Source organism: Muriicola sp. Z0-33, assembly GCF_026126425.1.
GTDB lineage: Bacteria > Bacteroidota > Bacteroidia > Flavobacteriales > Flavobacteriaceae > JAFMPW01.
In genome coordinates, this window is record NZ_JAFMPW010000001.1 from 83,830 (window position 1) to 101,860 (window position 18,031).

Consider the following 18,031-nt stretch of genomic DNA (forward strand, 5'->3'; position numbering starts at 1 on the left):
CAGCACAATGAAAAACCTGCTTATATATATCTTTTTATTCCTGGGCGCATTAACAATTGTTAGTGCGCAGGAAGAGAGTCCGTTCATCACCTATGATGTTCCCTCTCAAAACTTATTAAAGTACAATAGGTTTCTGATCAACCCTACATTTTCAACAGTAAGGGAAGACAAATCGTATTTTAATTTGTTGCATAGAAACCAGTCCGTATCCTTTGATGACAACAACCAGGCCTACTTCCTAAGTTATAGTGGCCGAATAAGTGATCACACAGGATTAGGGCTAAGTTTATATACACAGCGAGAAGGTATTGTAAGTAATTACGGTGTCCTGGCAAATTATGCCTACGGCGTTAAACTTAGTGAGAAGAGCAATTTTACCTTCGGTGCTAACCTCTCTTATTACAGTAGCGGCCTGGACGAAAGCAGAGCCAACCCGGTAGAAATTGATCCGCTGCTTAGTGGGTTTCAAGACAATTCCCTTTTATCCTTTCAGCCTGGTTTCAACATTTCTTATGGTCAGTTCGATTTTGGTGTTTTTGCCGAAAATCTATTCGATTACAATCTGAAGACAAGCGAGTCTATCACAGAGTTTAAGGACAAAACCTTTTCCAGTCACTTACAATATACCCATCAGTTTAAAAACGCCGCGGGCATCTTAGAAAGTGGAAGGCTGATCCCCCTTGCCAGAGCCAGGAAAGTTGGAGAAGATGAAGTGGTTCTGGGAGGTAGTGTTATTCTCGACCTTCCAAAATTAGGATGGGTCCAGGGAGGCTATGACAGTTTTTACGGTGCTTCTGCTGGTATTGGTTTTAACCTTAACCGAAGGTTGTCTCTGGGATATACCATGGAAAAGGGATTATCTAACAATTTTGACAATTTTGGGGTTACCCATGAAATATCATTTGCCTATTCCTTTACTCCAAACCTCACCGAAGACAGGGTAATGCTCGAAGACAATGAGGACGCACTGGTAGAAAACACAGAAGAAACTGATATTGATGAGCCATTTAGTTCAAAAGATGAAGAGATTGAAGAATTAAAAAGGAGGCTGGCAGAAAATGATGCTATCCTCGCCGAGCTGATGTTCCGCCAGGATTCAATAGAGTCTAACCGCCAAAAAGACCTTGAAAGAAGATATCAAATGGCTATGAACCTGGTGCGTCGGGAGACCAAAGGGGAGCGGCCAGATATTGAAGATCAGGTAAAACAAATCTATGAGATCAATAATGATAAGACAGCCGTAGCCATAGCTCCGGAAACTGAAAATATTCAAGAGAACAAAATTCAAACGCCGATCAAGGAAGAAGAGTCCGCAGTGGCGTATACCGCAGCCGACAAGACCAAAGCGCCTGTTCAACGCCCACAGGTAACTCAAGACAATACTCAGCAAAAGGCAATAGCTGCTGTTAAAAAACAGAAGCCCGTTAAAAGCAGAAAATTCAAAGATCTTAATGGCGTAAAGGACGGCTACTATGTTGTAGCCAATGTCTATAAAGGAGGTCATTACCTGGAAAAGTTTGTAAACGACCTTGCCAACCAGGGGATTGATGCAGATTATATAGACAATCCTAAAAATGGCCTGAAATATGTCTATTTAGAACGATATGATTCCTGGCAAGAAGCCGTGGCTGCTCATAAGTCGGGCATTAACGGTGCCTATGACGGCGAATTGTGGATCATGAATGTTGATAACAGATATTCTAACGAAGCCTATGTGGAAAACACCAACAAAATCCGTGAAAAAAATGCCAAATACGGCACAGATGTCTTGCAGAAGAATGTCGTTGTCAGAGATAATATTGACGCAGCGGCTCAAGAGCCCAAAAACTTTGCAATTAATGGCACCGGCTCTGGATACTATATCATAGCCAATGTCTTTGCAAACCCCAAGAACGCCAACCGCTTTGTAAAACTTTTAAACACCCAGGGTCTTAGTGCCAGTTATTTCATTAACCCCGAAAATAACTACAGGTATGTTTATTTAAAACGCCATGAATCCTGGAACAATGCCCTCATATCTTACTATACCAAACTGAACGACTCGTATGATGATAAAATGTGGATCATGCGCGTAACACCTAACCTGATAACCTAAATGAAACTAACCAATTCTAAGAAGTTATTATTTGCCCTTGCTGTGCTCTTTTCATACATCGGCACTGCTCAGCAATACAACACTTTTGATATTCGTTACCAAAACAATATTAAAGGTGACCTTACATTTATTGCAAATAATATTGTAAACAGGGATGGAGGAACGGCAACTACAGAGCCAGAAGACCCATATAACCTAACAGGCAACAGTTCTACTTATAACGACTGGCTCAGCCAGCAATATATAGACGTTGATAGTGACCCTACTACTTTTAGTTCCAGTACGGCCACCTTTAATTTTGCTCAAGCCAATTGTAACCTCATCCGTTATGCGGGCTTATACTGGTCTGCAACCTATCCAAGTGAACAAGCTGGCCAGGCGTTGGGGACTAACAGACAGAACGACTTTAATCAGGTGAAATTCATGGTGCCGGGAGGCGCCTATGTGGATGTGATAGCCGATGAGGTGCTCTTCGACGGATTTACCAGTACAGACCCCTCAGTACAACAAAACAGTCCGTATGCCTGCTACGCAGATGTGACTGCACTTGTAACTGCCCTGGCAGATCCTACAGGCGACTATACCATAGCTAATGTGCGCTCTGTGGTAGGATCGCTTTCTCCTGGAGGTGGTGCGGCAGGAGGCTGGACATTGGTCATCGCCTATGAAAACCCTACACTTACTGGTAAACTTATTACCACATTTGACGGTTTTGCCAGGGTCAGAAGCGCTAACCCAACAGTAGATATCAATTACAGTGGTTTTAATACCATTCCTGCAGGGCCAGTTAGAGCTACTATCGGTGCTGCTGCCCTTGAGGGAGACAATAGGATTACAGGCGACAGAATGCGCATAAGAGCTGCCAGTGTAGGATCATTTACCACTATTAGTGATCCGGTAAACCCGGCAAGTAATTTTTTTAATAGCAATATTACCCTTAATGGCGCCATAACGACCAACAGAAACCCTAATAGTGTTAATACCCTGGGATATGACACAGATATGTTCTCTCTGAATAATCCCTTAAATTCTGTCATTCCTAACAACGAAACCGACGCTACATTGAGATTCACCTCCAGTGGTGATCAATACTATCCTTTCTTCAACTCCTTTAATGTTGAGATAATTGAACCTAATATGGTGGTTGAGAAGAAAGTAGAAGATATAGCCGGAAACGATATTACCGGAGCAGGGGTAAACCTGGGACAATTACTAGACTATGTATTATCCTTTCAGAATATCGGAAACGATGATGCTACCAACTATACGCTCAGGGATGTTCTTCCTATAAATGTAACTCTGGATGAAACCAATATGGTACTACCTCCGGGGGTGACCTATACCTTCGATGCTCTTTCCAGGACGGTTACCTTTACCATTCCGGATAATTTAATAGAAATTGGTGATCCTGTTTCACAAATTCGGATGCGGGTGCAGGTGGCCGAAAACTGTTTCGATTTTATAGATGCCTGTACAGATCTGATACAGAACCTTGCCTATTCTACTTATGAAGGGGTAATTAATGATAATGTAATTACAGATGACCCCAGTGTGTCTGATTTTGACAACTGTGGATTTGTAACACCGGGTGCCACCAACTTCCTTCTGGATGATCTAGAAAATTGTGATTTCAGCAGAACTGTTCAGCTCTGTGGTGCGAATGTCTTGTTAGATGCTGGTGATAATTTTGATAGTTATATCTGGTATAAGGACGAGAATGAAGATGGCCTTATAGATGCCGGAGACACTATTATTGATGATGGTGATCCGGACAACGACCCAAGTACTCAAGAGGTGACTCAGGTGGGGATGTATATTGTTGATAAGATTGTTGCTGATCCATGTAAAGGATTTCAGGAAATTATTACGGTAATATCCTTTGGATCTACACAACCCAACCCTATTGTTCAATTAATTAACGACCCTACCAATACCGTAGAAGGGGAAGTAGTCACTTGCCCGAATGATGGGGAATTATTGCCTAATATTTTCCTATGCGGACTTAATGATACCGAACCAATACAAGTGAATATTCCCGATGCGCTTAGCATCGAATGGGAGCAATTAGACGAGGCCAGTTGTGGTGCCTCTATTGCCGATTGCGCCAACACAGACAGCGCTTGTACCTGGAACAATGTAGGAACAGGAATTAACTTCCTTGCAGAGAATGCCGGAGAGTATCGCTTACAGGTGAACTATCAGAATGGCTGTTTTGGGACCTTCTATTTCAACATTTTTAAAAATCCATTAGATCCGCAATTTAATAAAACAGATCTGATTTGTACTTCTCCCGGAAACATCACTGTAACCAATATGCCGGCAGATTATGAATATCAGCTTTTAGATGCCGTATCTGGCGCCATTTTGGTTCCATATTCAGCGAATAATGGCCCTAGTTTTTCTATTGCCAGCAACGGCGCTTACAGCGTAGAAATGCGCCAGGTTGGGGTTGTGGATGGCTGTGTTTTCCATTTGGAAAACATCGGAATCTTAACCCGAGATTTCCAGGTAGATGTGGTTACCACAGATGCAACTTGTAGCGGACTTGGAGAAATAGCTATTTCTATACTCAACGTAGAACCTCAATATTACTATGAAATTTCACAGGGAGGCACAACGGTTGATACTTTCGGGCCCAGTACGGACAATAACTACACTTTTCAGAACTTAAATCCTGGAGTGTATGATATACTTGCCACCACCGATGATGGGTGTAATTATACTGAACAAGTCACAATACTGGATAATAGCGATCTTTTTCTAGACGCCCGAGTCTCACAACATATAACATGTAGAGAAGGAAATATTTTAATGGACTCTGGAGGAGGCAAAACCCCCCATACCTATGCCATTTGGTCCTATGTTGATGAGGGAGGAGTTCCTGTTATTTCTTATCCGACCCCAGGAGACATCCCGCCATCAGAGTTTCAAACGAGTCAGATCTTTGATATACTCGACCCAGGAGATTATACTTTTGTGGTTGTCGATAGAAATAATTGTTTTGCGCTATCTAACCTGGTCACTATAGAATTCAGGCCCGCCGCAGATTTTGCCGCTACCTCAGTCACAGATGTATTGTGTTTTGGCGAAGCTACCGGAGGAATACAATTTAACCTTATCGATGACAACGGCTATCAACTAACATATTACCTTTTTGATGGTGCCGGATTTGACGAAGACAACTATGACTATGCAAATGCCCTGGCCGCCAATGCATCAGGTAACTTTCCAAATTTACCAGCAGGAGATTACGCCATAGTGATTACACAGCGCAAAGGAAGTGCTTCCTGTGATTATTTTGAATACCACACCATATCAACACCCGCTGATGGCATAACGGCAAACGCTGTGCTAATACAGGATTATACCTGTACACAGCTCGGAATAATAGAAGCCCAAAATGTTGCGGGGGGAGTTGCGCCATATGAATACAGCATAGATGGGGTGAACTTTGTTAGCGGGGCAGGAGCAGAAACTTTTTCTAACCTGACCAATGGTTCCTATACTATTTCAGTTAGAGATGCTAATGGTTGTGTGTTTCTGACCAATCCAATTGTTATTGATCCTCTTAATGAGCCTAGCGATCTTACATTTACCGCAACTCAGCCCTTGTGCCCAGCACTTATTTCCGATGTTACCGTAACGGTGGTTGATGGAAATACGCCTTTTGTATTTGAAATAATTGCACCGGCAGCAATTGCCGCGAGTTCAACTTCTGGGAATTCTGCAGATTTTAACGGTCTTGCTCCAGACACCTATACCTTCAGGGTTACCGATGACAAAGGTTGTACTTATGATGAAAGTTTTACTATAAGTCCGGTTACCCCTATTGGTGTTGTCGGTCAGCTTGTAAGTAATATTAGCTGTTTTGGAGATACAGACGGGGAAGCATTATTCACAGTTTCAGGATTCGCCACTAGTTACGACTATACAATAACCGGGCCTGCCAATTTTAACAATAACGGGGAGACCAGCACTACAATACCGCTGACGAATCTTGCTGCCGGAACCTATGATATTACAGTTACAGATACAGACACCAACTGTACCGATACGGCTTCCGTAATAATCGCAGCTCCTCCTGCAGCCCTTACAATAGCCGCCGTTGAAACTCAGCCTACCTGTACAGACCCGGGTAGTGTTGTTATTACTGCCAGTGACGGTTGGGGGAGCTATAATTATAGCTTAACCTATCCAGATTTGGTTACTATTGTTAACAATTCCACGGGCAACTTTACAAATCTGGCCCAATCAGGAACCTATTCTGCTTCGGTAACCGACGGCAATGGATGTGTGGCCGTCACAACATTCGATTTAAATGCAGCAATTGCCCCCGTACTTTCTATCACTGCAAATGATCTTTGTTATGATGATGCCGTAGGGCTGACTTTGACTGCTACCGTGACTTCAGGAGGCGATGGCAATTTTGAATACAGAATTAACGGAGGTGCTTACGATCCTAATAATGTGTTTGCTGGTTTAGGACCAGGAACTTATACTATTGATGTGGTTGATGGAAACAACTGTACAGGGACAGATACTATCACCATTGATCCTGAATTAAGTGTAACTGCTACAGCCGTGCCAATAACTGCTTGTGGTACGGATACAGATGTAACCATTACGGCAGCTGGCGGAGACAATAACTATGTTTATGCTATTGTTGCCGATGGAGTAGCTCCAATCCCAGGAGATTTTGGAGTAATCAACCCAATTGCAGTAACAGGTGCAGGAGATTACGATGTTTATGTCAGGGACCATAGTGGAGGTGCAGGTTTCTGCGAGGTTATGTTCGACATTACCATTGTTCAGGACGCTCCACTTGCAATTACCCCGACAGTTACTCCGGTAGTATGTTTTGGAGATAGCAATGGGGCTATTTCCCTTCTTGTAACCGGTGGTGCAGCTCCTTACGAGTATAGCATAGACAACGGTACAAACTACCAAACATCAACAGACTTTGTAAACCTTACTGCAGGAACATATCCAGTCCGGGTAAGAGATGCCAATAATTGTGAAGAGACGGCCTCTATAGACATTACTGAACCAGCAGCATTGGTTGCTGAAGCCGCCCAAACACTGGCGTATACTTGTTTGCAACTAGGGGAAATCACAGTAGGAAGTATTACTCCGACTTCGGGAGGGTCCGGAGATTTTCAATACAGTCTTAATGGCGGCACATGGTCTGCGAGTACTCCAGGAGGAATTGTGTATCCCGCGCTGACAGATGGAACCTATTCTATTACTGTACGGGATGCAAATGCAGTTTCCTGTGTGCTTACTTTGCCCGATGTAATTATCGCTCCATTACCAGTAGAACCCACTTTAAGTACTGCGGTTACATATAACTGCGATGGAAGTGGTAATGTAACTGTATTACCAAACGATCCTTCATATACCTATAGCCTGGACGCAGGCGCCCCACAAGCCTCAAATGTTTTTAACAATGTAGCTGTTGGGAACCATACGATTACCGTTAATTATGGAAGTGATTGTACGGTAGATACCACAGTTGCTATTAATGCGGGGAATGCGTTTGATGCGTCAATAACAAACTTTACGAACTTACTTTGTAATGCTGATGCCAGCGGTACGATAACTTTTGATGTTGAGAACTTTGATATTGTAAACGGATTTGAATACTCGGTAAATGCAGGTGCATTTTCTGCCCCTCAAACTGTTTCGCCTATAACCGTAAACGGCTTAAGCGCCGGGAACATTACCATTGTTGTTAGAGACGTTTTAGACAACAGTTGTTCTGTTACTTTGATGCAGAATTTAGCTGAGCCTGCCGTGCTGGTTGCCAGCGCAAGTATTACTGAGCCTTTTACCTGTAATAATGCCGGCGCAACAATTACCGCAAGTGCAGTTGGCGGTACACCAAGTTATGAATATCAGTTAGAAGATGGTGTAGGCGGAATTATAATTGCCTACCAGGCTTCAACCGTATTTACCAGTTTAGCTGCCGGCGATTATGTTGTCAGGGTGCGAGATGCAAATGCTTGTATAGACCCTATAGATACAGCACTCACTGTAGTTGCTCCAAATAACCCAACTTTTACGGCCACGCCAACAGCTTGTTACAGCGGAGCCAATGACGGCACTATTCAGGTAGATGTTACCTCATTACCCGGTAATGGTGGGTTCCAGTTTAGTATTGACGGAGGGCCCTGGATTACTCCAAGTCCGGTAACGGCAACAAGCTATACTTTTAGTAACCTGGCCGCAGGAACATATACAATTGATGTCAAAGATCAGTTTGGCTGCGCAGACGTACAACAAAGCATAACTATTAATCCGCAGTTGACTGCTAACGCAGTATTAACTGCAGACCTTACTTGTTTGGCCCCTGCCGCCGTTACCATAAACGCGGCCGGAGGGTCTGGGACATATTCTTACGAATGGTCTAACGATGCCGGAGCAAGCTACTTTTCAACCAATTTTGTTGGGAACACCTTCAGCACTAACACAGATGGCACATATATTTTCAGAGTAACAGATACTACTGCGCCTACGGCTTGTACAGTAGTAACCAATCAGGTAATAGTTAGCCCTGCAGATACTCCTGTAATCACAACAGTTACCCCAACACATATTCTTTGTAATGGAGATAGCACGGGAGCCCTTGATGTGATTATTGATACTTCTATAGGTAACCCACCTTATGTAATAGAGGTGATAGAAACAATTTCAACAACAAATTATGGCACGCAAACCACTGGCCTTCCTGCTGGTGATTATGAAGTCACCATAACAGATGACAAAGGTTGTGTTTCTGTTCCATTCCCGGTAACTATTAATGAACCAAATGCCATCGCTTATGGTATTAACGTAGTTCCAATAATTTGTAACCCCATAAGTGGCACAGATCCCGGCTCTATAACCGTTGAGAACTTATCAGGCGGTACGGTAGAATACACCTATTACTTAACAGGTAATAATGGGTTCTCAGATTCTTATGTCACTACCGCAGGAGGTGAAGACCACACTTTCACTATTTTGGAATTTGGTATTTACGAAGTTGATGTGGTTGATGCTAACGGATGTTCCTTAAGGACTACCAATATTATCGCTTCTCCTCCGAATGATCTTGACATTGATGTCTCTACCGCAACGGTGAGCTGCGCCGCAGGTGGTACCGCAATTGTGACTGTTTCCTCTGCTGTCGGTAGTGGAAACTACGAATTTGCAATTTTGGAAACCTATACTGTTCCTTATTCTGCTACTTATCAGGCTCCTGATGTTGTGGGTGGTGACACATCTACTTTTACCGGTTTGGTCCCAGGTATAACTTACACTTTTGTGGTACATGATTTGACCACTAATTGTTATTATTTTGAAACCGCAGCGGCACCTATAGACTCCCCTTCCAATATGACGGTCACCTCTTTGGTAGAATCTAATGTCAGTTGTACAGGGGCCAATGATGGAAACGTAACATTTACTTTCGATACATTCGATGTTCTTGCTACTGATGTAACTTATGAGATTTTTAATGCACAATCTAATGTGACTACAACCTTTACAGGCACCACAGCAGTAAACCCCCCAGCCGGCCCAGTGACAATAAATAATTTTGCCACCTTACCACCAGGCATCTACTATATTCTTTTGGCGGAAGTTGGAGGACCTTTTGATGGTTGTTCTATTAGCTCGCCGAATTTCACTATAGACGAATCTACTAACTTATTGTCTGTTACAGCCGCTTCCCCAACCAATGACAATTGTAATCCAAACGCAGGGGTAATTACGGCTTTAGCACAATTTGGACAAGCGCCATATGAATTCCAGTATTTATTAAATACGGACCCTGCCCCAACAGCGGCATCCCCGGGTTGGACGAGCAGTACCACTGCCAATGTAGAATCTGGAGATTATATTGTTTATGTAAAAGATGCATACGATTGTATCCAGAGCGATCCTGTAACTGTATTGTTAGATGCAAGGCCGGAAATCTCCATAGCCGTAGTTGATGACTGTGCAGCAGAAGGCGCTTTTGAAGTGCTGGTAACTCTGGATGTTCCAAGTATTGCGCCGTATCAGCTAAGTGTAAATGGAGGGCCATTTCAAAATATTACATTCAATGGCAGCAACCAATACACCGTAAGTGGATTGAGCTCTGGACTTGCTCAGACCATCGCCGTACGCGACCTAAATGGATGTGCAGATACAGATCCCTTTAACATTCAACCAAACTTACAGTTCAATGCCAGTCTGACTGCTTTACTGGATTGTGAAGCCGGTGTGGCTGCAAATGCCGAAATAACTATAGACGTATCCGTAGGATCCGGAAGTTATGAATACGAAATATCAGGTCCTGTCAACCAGGCCAGAGTGGCATTGCCTTCAAATCCGTTTACCTGGAATTTGGCAAGTGCAGCAGGAGCATATACCGTTACGGTTTATGATGTGAGTACCTCGGTTCCCAATTGCTTCGAAACAATTGTGGTAGACGTGCCGGCAGCTGTAACTCCTGCATTTACGGAAACGCATATAGATATCAGCTGTAACGGAGCAAATGATGGTAGTATAACACTTATACCCACAGATAATGGAATAAGCCCTTTAACATACACCATTTCACCAGTAGCAGGGGTGTTCAATGCAGGAACAAACACCTTTGAGAACCTGCCTCCAAACACTTATACAATTACAGCTACAGGTACAAATAGCTGTACAACAGACATTGTGGGAATTGTAATTAATGAACCCAACCCGATTGTGGTTCCTGCTCCTGCCGTTGTTGAATTTGGTTGTACTGCCGGAAACAATCCCAACAATGCTACTATTACAATCAATGATGCAGCAATTACCGGGGGTAGTTCTACCTATGTGATTTACGAATTTATCAATGATCAGGGTACCGTACCCACTGGTGATGATGTTATTGTTCAAACCGGGCCAAATACAGTGTATACAGAAACTGATGTTGCTGGCGGAACTTACATCATTAATGTTTATGACGATAATGGATGTATTGGCAGCACAACAGCCGCGATTTTACCTTACGATGAATTGTTAACGGCTACTGCAGCCATTACCAATCCTATTAGTTGTACTCCTGGAACAGATGGGGAAATTACCATCACGGTTACCTCCACCAACAATGATACCACCAGGTTCGAATACAGCATAGATAATGGAGCTGCTTACCAGGCCTCAAATGTTTTTGCCGGACTTGGAATTGGTGTACACGATTTCCTTATCAGACATATAGATACTGGATGTATAATAACAGCATCAGAAACTATTACTGATCCTAACACCTTTGATATAGTTATCAATAAAATACAGGATGTAATCTGCTTTGGAACCAATACCGGACAAGTGGAATTCTCTATTACAGATGCGGTTTATGTGGCAGGATTTGATTATCAGGTTTTTGAGCAAATAACCAACATCCCTATGACGGCCCTGCTTAACCAGGCCAACTTAGGACCAACCCCTGTGGTTAACCTTCCTGTTGGGGATTATTATGTGGTAATTACTCAGGACAATCATCCATTCTGCACACAACAAGAAAACTTTAGTGTTGCAGGCCCCCCTGCGGCCATTACGGCCAATACAGATATAATTCCTATCACCTGTCTGGGCAATGACGGAAGTATCGAAATTATTGATGTCCTTGGAGGATGGGGTGGATATTCCTATTATGTAGGAACAGTGGCTCCGGCCGGGCCAGGTTCTTATGTTGCCGGACCTCAGTTTGCCCCATTGTCGCCAGGCACCTATGAAGCCTGGGTAATAGACAGCGCCGGGTGTCAGCAGATGATCCAGAACGGTATTGTTCTGGCAGACCCTGCTCCTATTACAGCAACACTCCAGATCAATCAGGAAAACTGTACTAATTTACAAGGAGAGATAGAGGTAATAGGTACTGCCGGAGGACAGGGAAGTAACTATACCTATCAATTAATAAAAGACGCGGTAGCCTTTGGGGCGCCGCAAACCTCAACCGTATTCTCCGGGCTAGGAGCCGGAAGTTATGAGGTGCAGATTACAGACCAATGGTCTTGTACCGTCACTATAGGTCCCGAAGTGCTTTATGAGGAAATGAACCTTATTAGTACCGTTGTTAAACCTTTAGAGTGCGGTTCTACGCCAGATGCAGAAATTACCATAACTGTAAATGGAGGATCCGGAAACCTGGATTATACAGTAACCTTCCCGGATTTAGTAACTACAGTATCAAATGCCACAGGCGTATTTACTGCACTTGATCAGGCCGGTACTTATACTTTTGTTATCACCGATTTAAATACAAGCTCTCCGGTTTGCACCGAAACTATTGCGGTAGATCTGGACGCTCCAACTCCAGTTACTTTTGACCCTCATACTATTACAGATGTGTCTTGTAACGGTCTTAGCGACGGAAGCATTACTGTTAACCTGGCGCCCGCCGCTCCAGGCGTAAATGACAACCCGATATATGCCTATAATCTATATGATGCTGGTGGTGTAATTATCACGGGGCCACAGTCTAGCCCTATATTTTCAGGGCTGCCTGCTGCCACCTACCAGGTAGAAGCTGTTTCCGACAGGAACTGTTTCTTAAGAGAATTTGTTGTCGTTAATGAGCCTACTTTACTTACGGTAACGGCAGCGGCAACTACATTTGTCTGTAATCCCGATAATACCGTTAATACCTCAACTATTACAGCAACAGTTCCTGTAGGATCAGGAACAGCGCCTTACTTGTACAGTATTGACAATATTAATTTCCAGACTTCAAGCACCTTTGATATAGTAGATTCAGGGGCTACTCAAAACATCACCGTTTATGTTTCTGATGCCAATGGATGTACAACAACAGATACGGTATCTATTGAGCCAATAAACGTGTTTTCAGTAACAGTTACTCAGAATGTTGCCATCTCATGTGTAAATCCTGAAGAAGTATTGATTACTGTTACAGATGATGGGAACCCCGCAAATGTGTATACTTATGAATTACTGCCTTTAGGCAATCCTAACGGCGCCTTAACATCAACGCCCACAAACGTTACAGCAACATTTGATCTGTCTGCGGTTGGAAGTTACACCTTTAGAATAACAGACACGACAACAGGTTGTTATGTAGACACTGCTCCATATACTATTGCTCCATTCGACCTTATTGATGTGGTAGCTACAGCCACCACGCCTGTTACCTGTTTTGGTGACAGCAATGGAGCCCTGGAGATTAATGTTAGCGGTTATACAGGCGCTTACTCATACGAGGTATTTGACAGTTCAGGGGTGACAACTGGCATCTCCGGAGCTGGAGATACTGCGACTAATCCGTTTGCCATTACTGGCCTTTCGGGAGGTAATTATTTTGTGAGCATTACAGAAACCCTGGTGCCACTTTGTGTGGAAGATTCCAACATCATTACCATTGTTTCTCCGGATATGCCACTGATAGCTACTGTTAGCGAGGTTGCCAATGTAACTTGCACTAATGATCAGGGTGAAATCCTTATTGATCCCACCGGTGGTTATGCGCCATATGATATAGTACTAACCAACACCACCACTACTACCGTATACAATGTATCAGGAGTGAATAGTCAGTTATTTGCAGGTCTTTCTGCCGGTAACTTTACTGTTGCCATTACAGATGCCAACGGATGTGTTATCAATGATGTTATTAATCTTGTACAACCAACTCCCATTACGGCAGATATTACTGCAACCCCAACTACTCTGGTATGTTATGGAGACACAAATGCAACCGTAACCGCAATAAACGTTGTGGGCGGCGAGGGCTCATATGATTATCAATTAAACTACTATGACCCAACAGGTACAGTAATAGACTTTACTACCGGGGAGCAAGCGAGTCCGGTGTTTGATAATCTTGGTGCCGGAATTTATAGCATCACTGTATCCGACAGATGGAACTGTGATGTAGAAACTGTTCAGGTTACTATAAGTGAACCAACAGATGTGGCAAGTAATTTAATTCAGCTCACCTCATTGAGTTGCACCAACCCTGCGGAACTGGAGTTGACAGCAACAGGGGGTACTGCCCCTTATGAATGGAGTACAGACGGAATAGTCTACTCTCCTATGGCAGGTGGCAATACACACGTCTTTACAGTGCCAGCAGGAGTATATCAATACTATGTGCGCGACGCTTTTGGTTGTGAGGCAACGATTTCTAACCAGGTTTCAGTAGACGCAATTGTTCCTCTGAACATTGTAATAGATGACAGTGCTGCAATTATAAATTGTACTGGGGAAGCCACGGCAACTATAATTGCGGACGCCTTTGGTGGCCTTGGAAATTATTCCTATGAATTGTTTACAGATGCAGCTTTGACCAACCTTATAGGAGGTCCTCAGCCTGATGGTGAATTCAACAACCTAATAGCGGGCAGTTACTATGTAAGAGTAACCAGCATGGATTGTGTTGAAGTTTCACCTGAAATCATCATTACAGAACCCGTTCCTTTACAAATAGACAGGCAAGAATTTACAGATGTAACCTGTGCCGGGCAAGCCGATGGTACAATTACCGTTGAGGTCTCTGGCGGAACGGGAACCATCTTATATGCTATTACGCCCAATTTAAATCAGTTTGATACCGAAAATGTATTTACCGAATTGGATCCGGGAGTGTATGATGTAATCGCTCAGGATGAAAACGGATGTTTTATTCCTTTCCAATTTACTATCATTGAACCTACCCCAGTAGATGTTACATTTACCGCATTGCCTGAGGTGTGTTTAGGAAGCGCTGATGGTTCAGCAGACCTGGTTATTACAGGAGGAACAGCGCCGTACAGAACTGCATTTAATTCTAACGCAGACGCAGATTTTGTATTAGGCCAGACTTCTTTTGTGGGTCTTGCTGCAGGTACTTACGCCATATTTGTGAGAGACGCCCAGGACTGCGAAACCAATGTCATCGTTACTATTGATCCTGGTGTAAACCTGAATGCCACTGTGGAGCCAATGTACGAATGTACGGGCGATACCCCCGAGAATTTCATTGTACTCACTTTGGAAGACCCATCTGTCTCAGGCGATGTCATGTATGCTCTGGATTCTACAGACCCTGCGGACATGCAATTGAGTCCTGATTTTAGAAATATGACCCCGGGAACCCATTTTATTGGTATTTCACATGCTAATGGATGTATACAACAAACCCTGGATTTTGTGATTGATAGCTTTGAGCCGGTGACGTTGACTCTGGAGCAGAACAATATTAACGAAATAACAGCTATCGGAGCCGGAGGATTAGCTCCTTACACTTACTATTTTGAAGATATTGACAATGGAAGCGATCCTATTTATTACATCAACCGGACAGATACCTATACCGTAAGGGTGGTAGACGCTAATGGTTGTGAAGCTACCGCAGATATATTCATGGAGTTTATAGATATAGAAATCCCCAATTTCTTTACTCCTGATGGCGATGGTCAAAACGACTTATGGATGCCTAGGAATACTGAAATATTCCCTGAAATACTAATCAAAATATTTGACCGTTATGGTAGAGTCGTTGCTCATGTATCTGGAGGTGAAGCTGGATGGGATGGCAGATATAAAGGATCCGAGTTGCCGACAGGAGATTACTGGTATGTAATTAAACTTAAGGCAGATTTTGATGACCGGGAGTTTGTCGGACATTTTACCCTATACAGATAATGATTTTAACCTATAGAACTATGCGTATTAGATTATTAAGCTTAATGGTATTGCTAGGGGTATTTGCCTCCAATGGCCAGGAACTTACACTTCCTCAGCTTTCGCAATATTTGGCAGATAATCCGTTTGTGATGTCGCCAACCTATGCGGGTATAGGAGATCATATCAAAATAAGGGTCAATGGCCTTACGCAGTGGGTAGGGATTAAAGATGCCCCCGATACCCAGTCGTTGGCAGCTGATGCCAGGATTGGAAACAGGTCTGGTCTTGGAATGCTTCTTTATAATGATAGCAATGGGGAAACAAAACAGCGGGGAGCAAGGGTCTCCTTTGCGCATCACCTGACTTTAGACAGATACGACGATGAATTCCTGTCTTTTGGTCTTTCTTATAATTTCAATCAGTTCAGAATAGATATAGAGAATTTTGATGGTCCGGATCCCAACGTAACGGACGACAGGGCCACTACCAATCACAACTTTGATGTTGGGGTGCTTTATCGAAAAGACAAGTTTTACTTTAGTCTTAATGCCTCTAATCTTATCAATAAGGACTTAAGTAAATTTAACCCGGTTTTTGAGCCAAACAGATTGAGAAATTATTATGTATATACGGGATACAGGTATACAAAAAACAAAAACAGCCAATTAGAAATAGAACCTTCTGTATTTTTTCAGTGGTTTGAAAGTGATGGCAGGTCTGTGACAGACCTAAACGTTAAATTTCGCTGGTACGATTTTGAAGACTATTATTACGCCGGTGTAACCTACAGGTTTCTAAATGACCAGATAGGAGACCCCCTTTATATTGCACCAATTGTAGGGCTTAAAAAAAGTAATTTTTATTTTGGTTATTCTTATCAGATCATCCTGAACGAAATCCTCGGATACAGTACCGGAACACACGTTGTTACACTTGGTGTAGATCTTTTCCAGGGGCTTAGTAACTGTAGGTGTACGTATTAATGTTACTAAATTAAAAGCAGGCACCTCTTATTATTTTCAACTATCGCAACCTGTTCACCAGGGAGGATGGTATTTTCACCAGTTTAATTTAAGTTTGCACTACTGAAGAACTACTATGGGCAAGATCAGGGTCAATAATATACGCTTATACGCTTATCACGGCTGTCTGGAGGAAGAAGCGCTGATTGGCAGTGAATACCGCGTAGATATTGAAATCCAGGCCAATTTAGATGTTGCCAAAACATCCGATGCTCTTGAAGATACAGTTGATTATGTACATATCAATAGCATCGTCAAAGAAGAAATGCAGATAAGATCTAAGCTGTTAGAACATGTGGCACAAAGGATTATCCGCAGGATATTCTCCGAACTTAATACTGTTTCAGAAATTAATGTTTCGGTATCAAAACTAAATCCGCCTATCGGTGGTGATGTTGAATCGGTGGCGATTATTTTGCAAGAAAAGAGAATCTGACTTTCTTTTTCAAAGCAGGAAAAAATAGTACCTTTGCACCTCATTAATGGCATCGTGGCCGAGTGGCTAGGCACAGCTCTGCAAAAGCTTGTACAGCGGTTCGAATCCGCTCGATGCCTCTAAAAACCCTCAGCATATTTGTTGGGGGTTTTTCAATAATATAAAGCGCGGCTGGCTAATCTCTTATTTTCTCTATGCGCTCTATACCTTCCTGTATATCAAATTTGTCCTTTGGTAAAAAGCCCTTTACGATAAGAACAAGGCCGCAAATCACCAACACGATGCCCAAAACCTTTTTAACCATAAATATTCTTTCTCTCGTCAGTTTCCTTTTTAACTGCTTAGCCAATAAAATTTTAAAAATATCTGTAGCCAGATAAGCCCCTAACATTGATGAAAAGAAAATAAGAATTCTATTGGGTTCGTTATCCAGACTTGGGCCGACAATAATTATTACACCCAGCCAGAAAACCAATACTCCAATATTGATAAAATTCAATAAAAACCCTTTTATGAAAAGGCTTAAATAATCTCCTTTTTTTGTTTTTATCTCGGTCGATTGCTTTTTTCCTCCTTTTTGGAAGAATGTAGTTATTCCGTAAACTACGAGTATAACCCCCCCAAAGACATATAAGCCTGGTTGGTTACTTAGATTTTCTAACAATTGAAAACTACTGAAATAGGCAATAGTAAGGAAGAGAATATCTGCAATTATAACTCCGAAATCAAAAAACAAGGCCGCCCTGAATCCCTTAGTCGCGCCGGTTTCAAGCAGTACAAAAAAAACAGGCCCAATCATAAAGCTTAATAAAAAGCCCAATGGAATTGCAGCCTGAATATCTTCTAACATGCCTT

The 18,031-nt window shown here is 42.7% G+C and carries 5 protein-coding genes and 1 tRNA gene; 5 read left to right on the forward strand and 1 reads right to left on the reverse strand.

What is annotated here, in order from left to right; all coding sequences use genetic code 11:
• Nucleotides 1-7: 7 nt before the first annotated feature.
• From J1G40_RS00390 to J1G40_RS00410, 5 genes are all read left to right on the forward strand, one after another.
• Nucleotides 8-2,095 carry a PorP/SprF family type IX secretion system membrane protein gene (locus tag J1G40_RS00390; RefSeq protein ID WP_265240289.1) on the forward strand — a complete coding sequence of 696 codons (2,088 nt, stop codon included), beginning with the start codon at nucleotides 8-10 and terminating at the stop codon, nucleotides 2,093-2,095.
• Nucleotides 2,096-15,736: a T9SS type B sorting domain-containing protein gene (locus J1G40_RS00395; RefSeq protein WP_265240290.1), complete on the forward strand. Its 13,641-nt coding sequence runs from the start codon at nucleotides 2,096-2,098 to the stop codon at nucleotides 15,734-15,736.
• Between the two features lie 20 nt (nucleotides 15,737-15,756).
• Nucleotides 15,757-16,701, forward strand: a complete 945-nt coding sequence (locus J1G40_RS00400) for a type IX secretion system membrane protein PorP/SprF (RefSeq protein ID WP_265240291.1) — start codon at nucleotides 15,757-15,759, stop codon at nucleotides 16,699-16,701.
• Between the two features lie 115 nt (nucleotides 16,702-16,816).
• The gene (gene folB, locus J1G40_RS00405) at nucleotides 16,817-17,176 is read left to right on the forward strand and encodes a dihydroneopterin aldolase (RefSeq protein WP_265240292.1); all 360 of its coding nucleotides are present in this window, start codon (nucleotides 16,817-16,819) and stop codon (nucleotides 17,174-17,176) included.
• A gap of 48 nt (nucleotides 17,177-17,224) precedes the next feature.
• Nucleotides 17,225-17,295, forward strand: a tRNA-Cys gene (locus J1G40_RS00410).
• 56 nt (nucleotides 17,296-17,351) lie between these two features.
• On the opposite strand, the gene J1G40_RS00415 is transcribed toward J1G40_RS00410, so the two are convergent.
• Nucleotides 17,352-18,026, reverse strand: coding sequence for a LysE family translocator (locus J1G40_RS00415; RefSeq protein ID WP_265240293.1), 675 nt, complete (start codon nucleotides 18,024-18,026; stop codon nucleotides 17,352-17,354).
• Nucleotides 18,027-18,031: the final 5 nt, after the last annotated feature.

Coding starts and splice junctions, on each gene's coding strand:
- J1G40_RS00390 (WP_265240289.1), top strand. CDS start 8: ATGAAAAACCTGCTTATATATATCTTTTTATTCCTGGGCGCATTAACA.
- J1G40_RS00395 (WP_265240290.1), top strand. CDS start 2,096: ATGAAACTAACCAATTCTAAGAAGTTATTATTTGCCCTTGCTGTGCTC.
- J1G40_RS00400 (WP_265240291.1), top strand. CDS start 15,757: ATGCGTATTAGATTATTAAGCTTAATGGTATTGCTAGGGGTATTTGCC.
- folB (WP_265240292.1), top strand. CDS start 16,817: ATGGGCAAGATCAGGGTCAATAATATACGCTTATACGCTTATCACGGC.
- J1G40_RS00415 (WP_265240293.1), bottom strand. CDS start 18,026: ATGTTAGAAGATATTCAGGCTGCAATTCCATTGGGCTTTTTATTAAGC.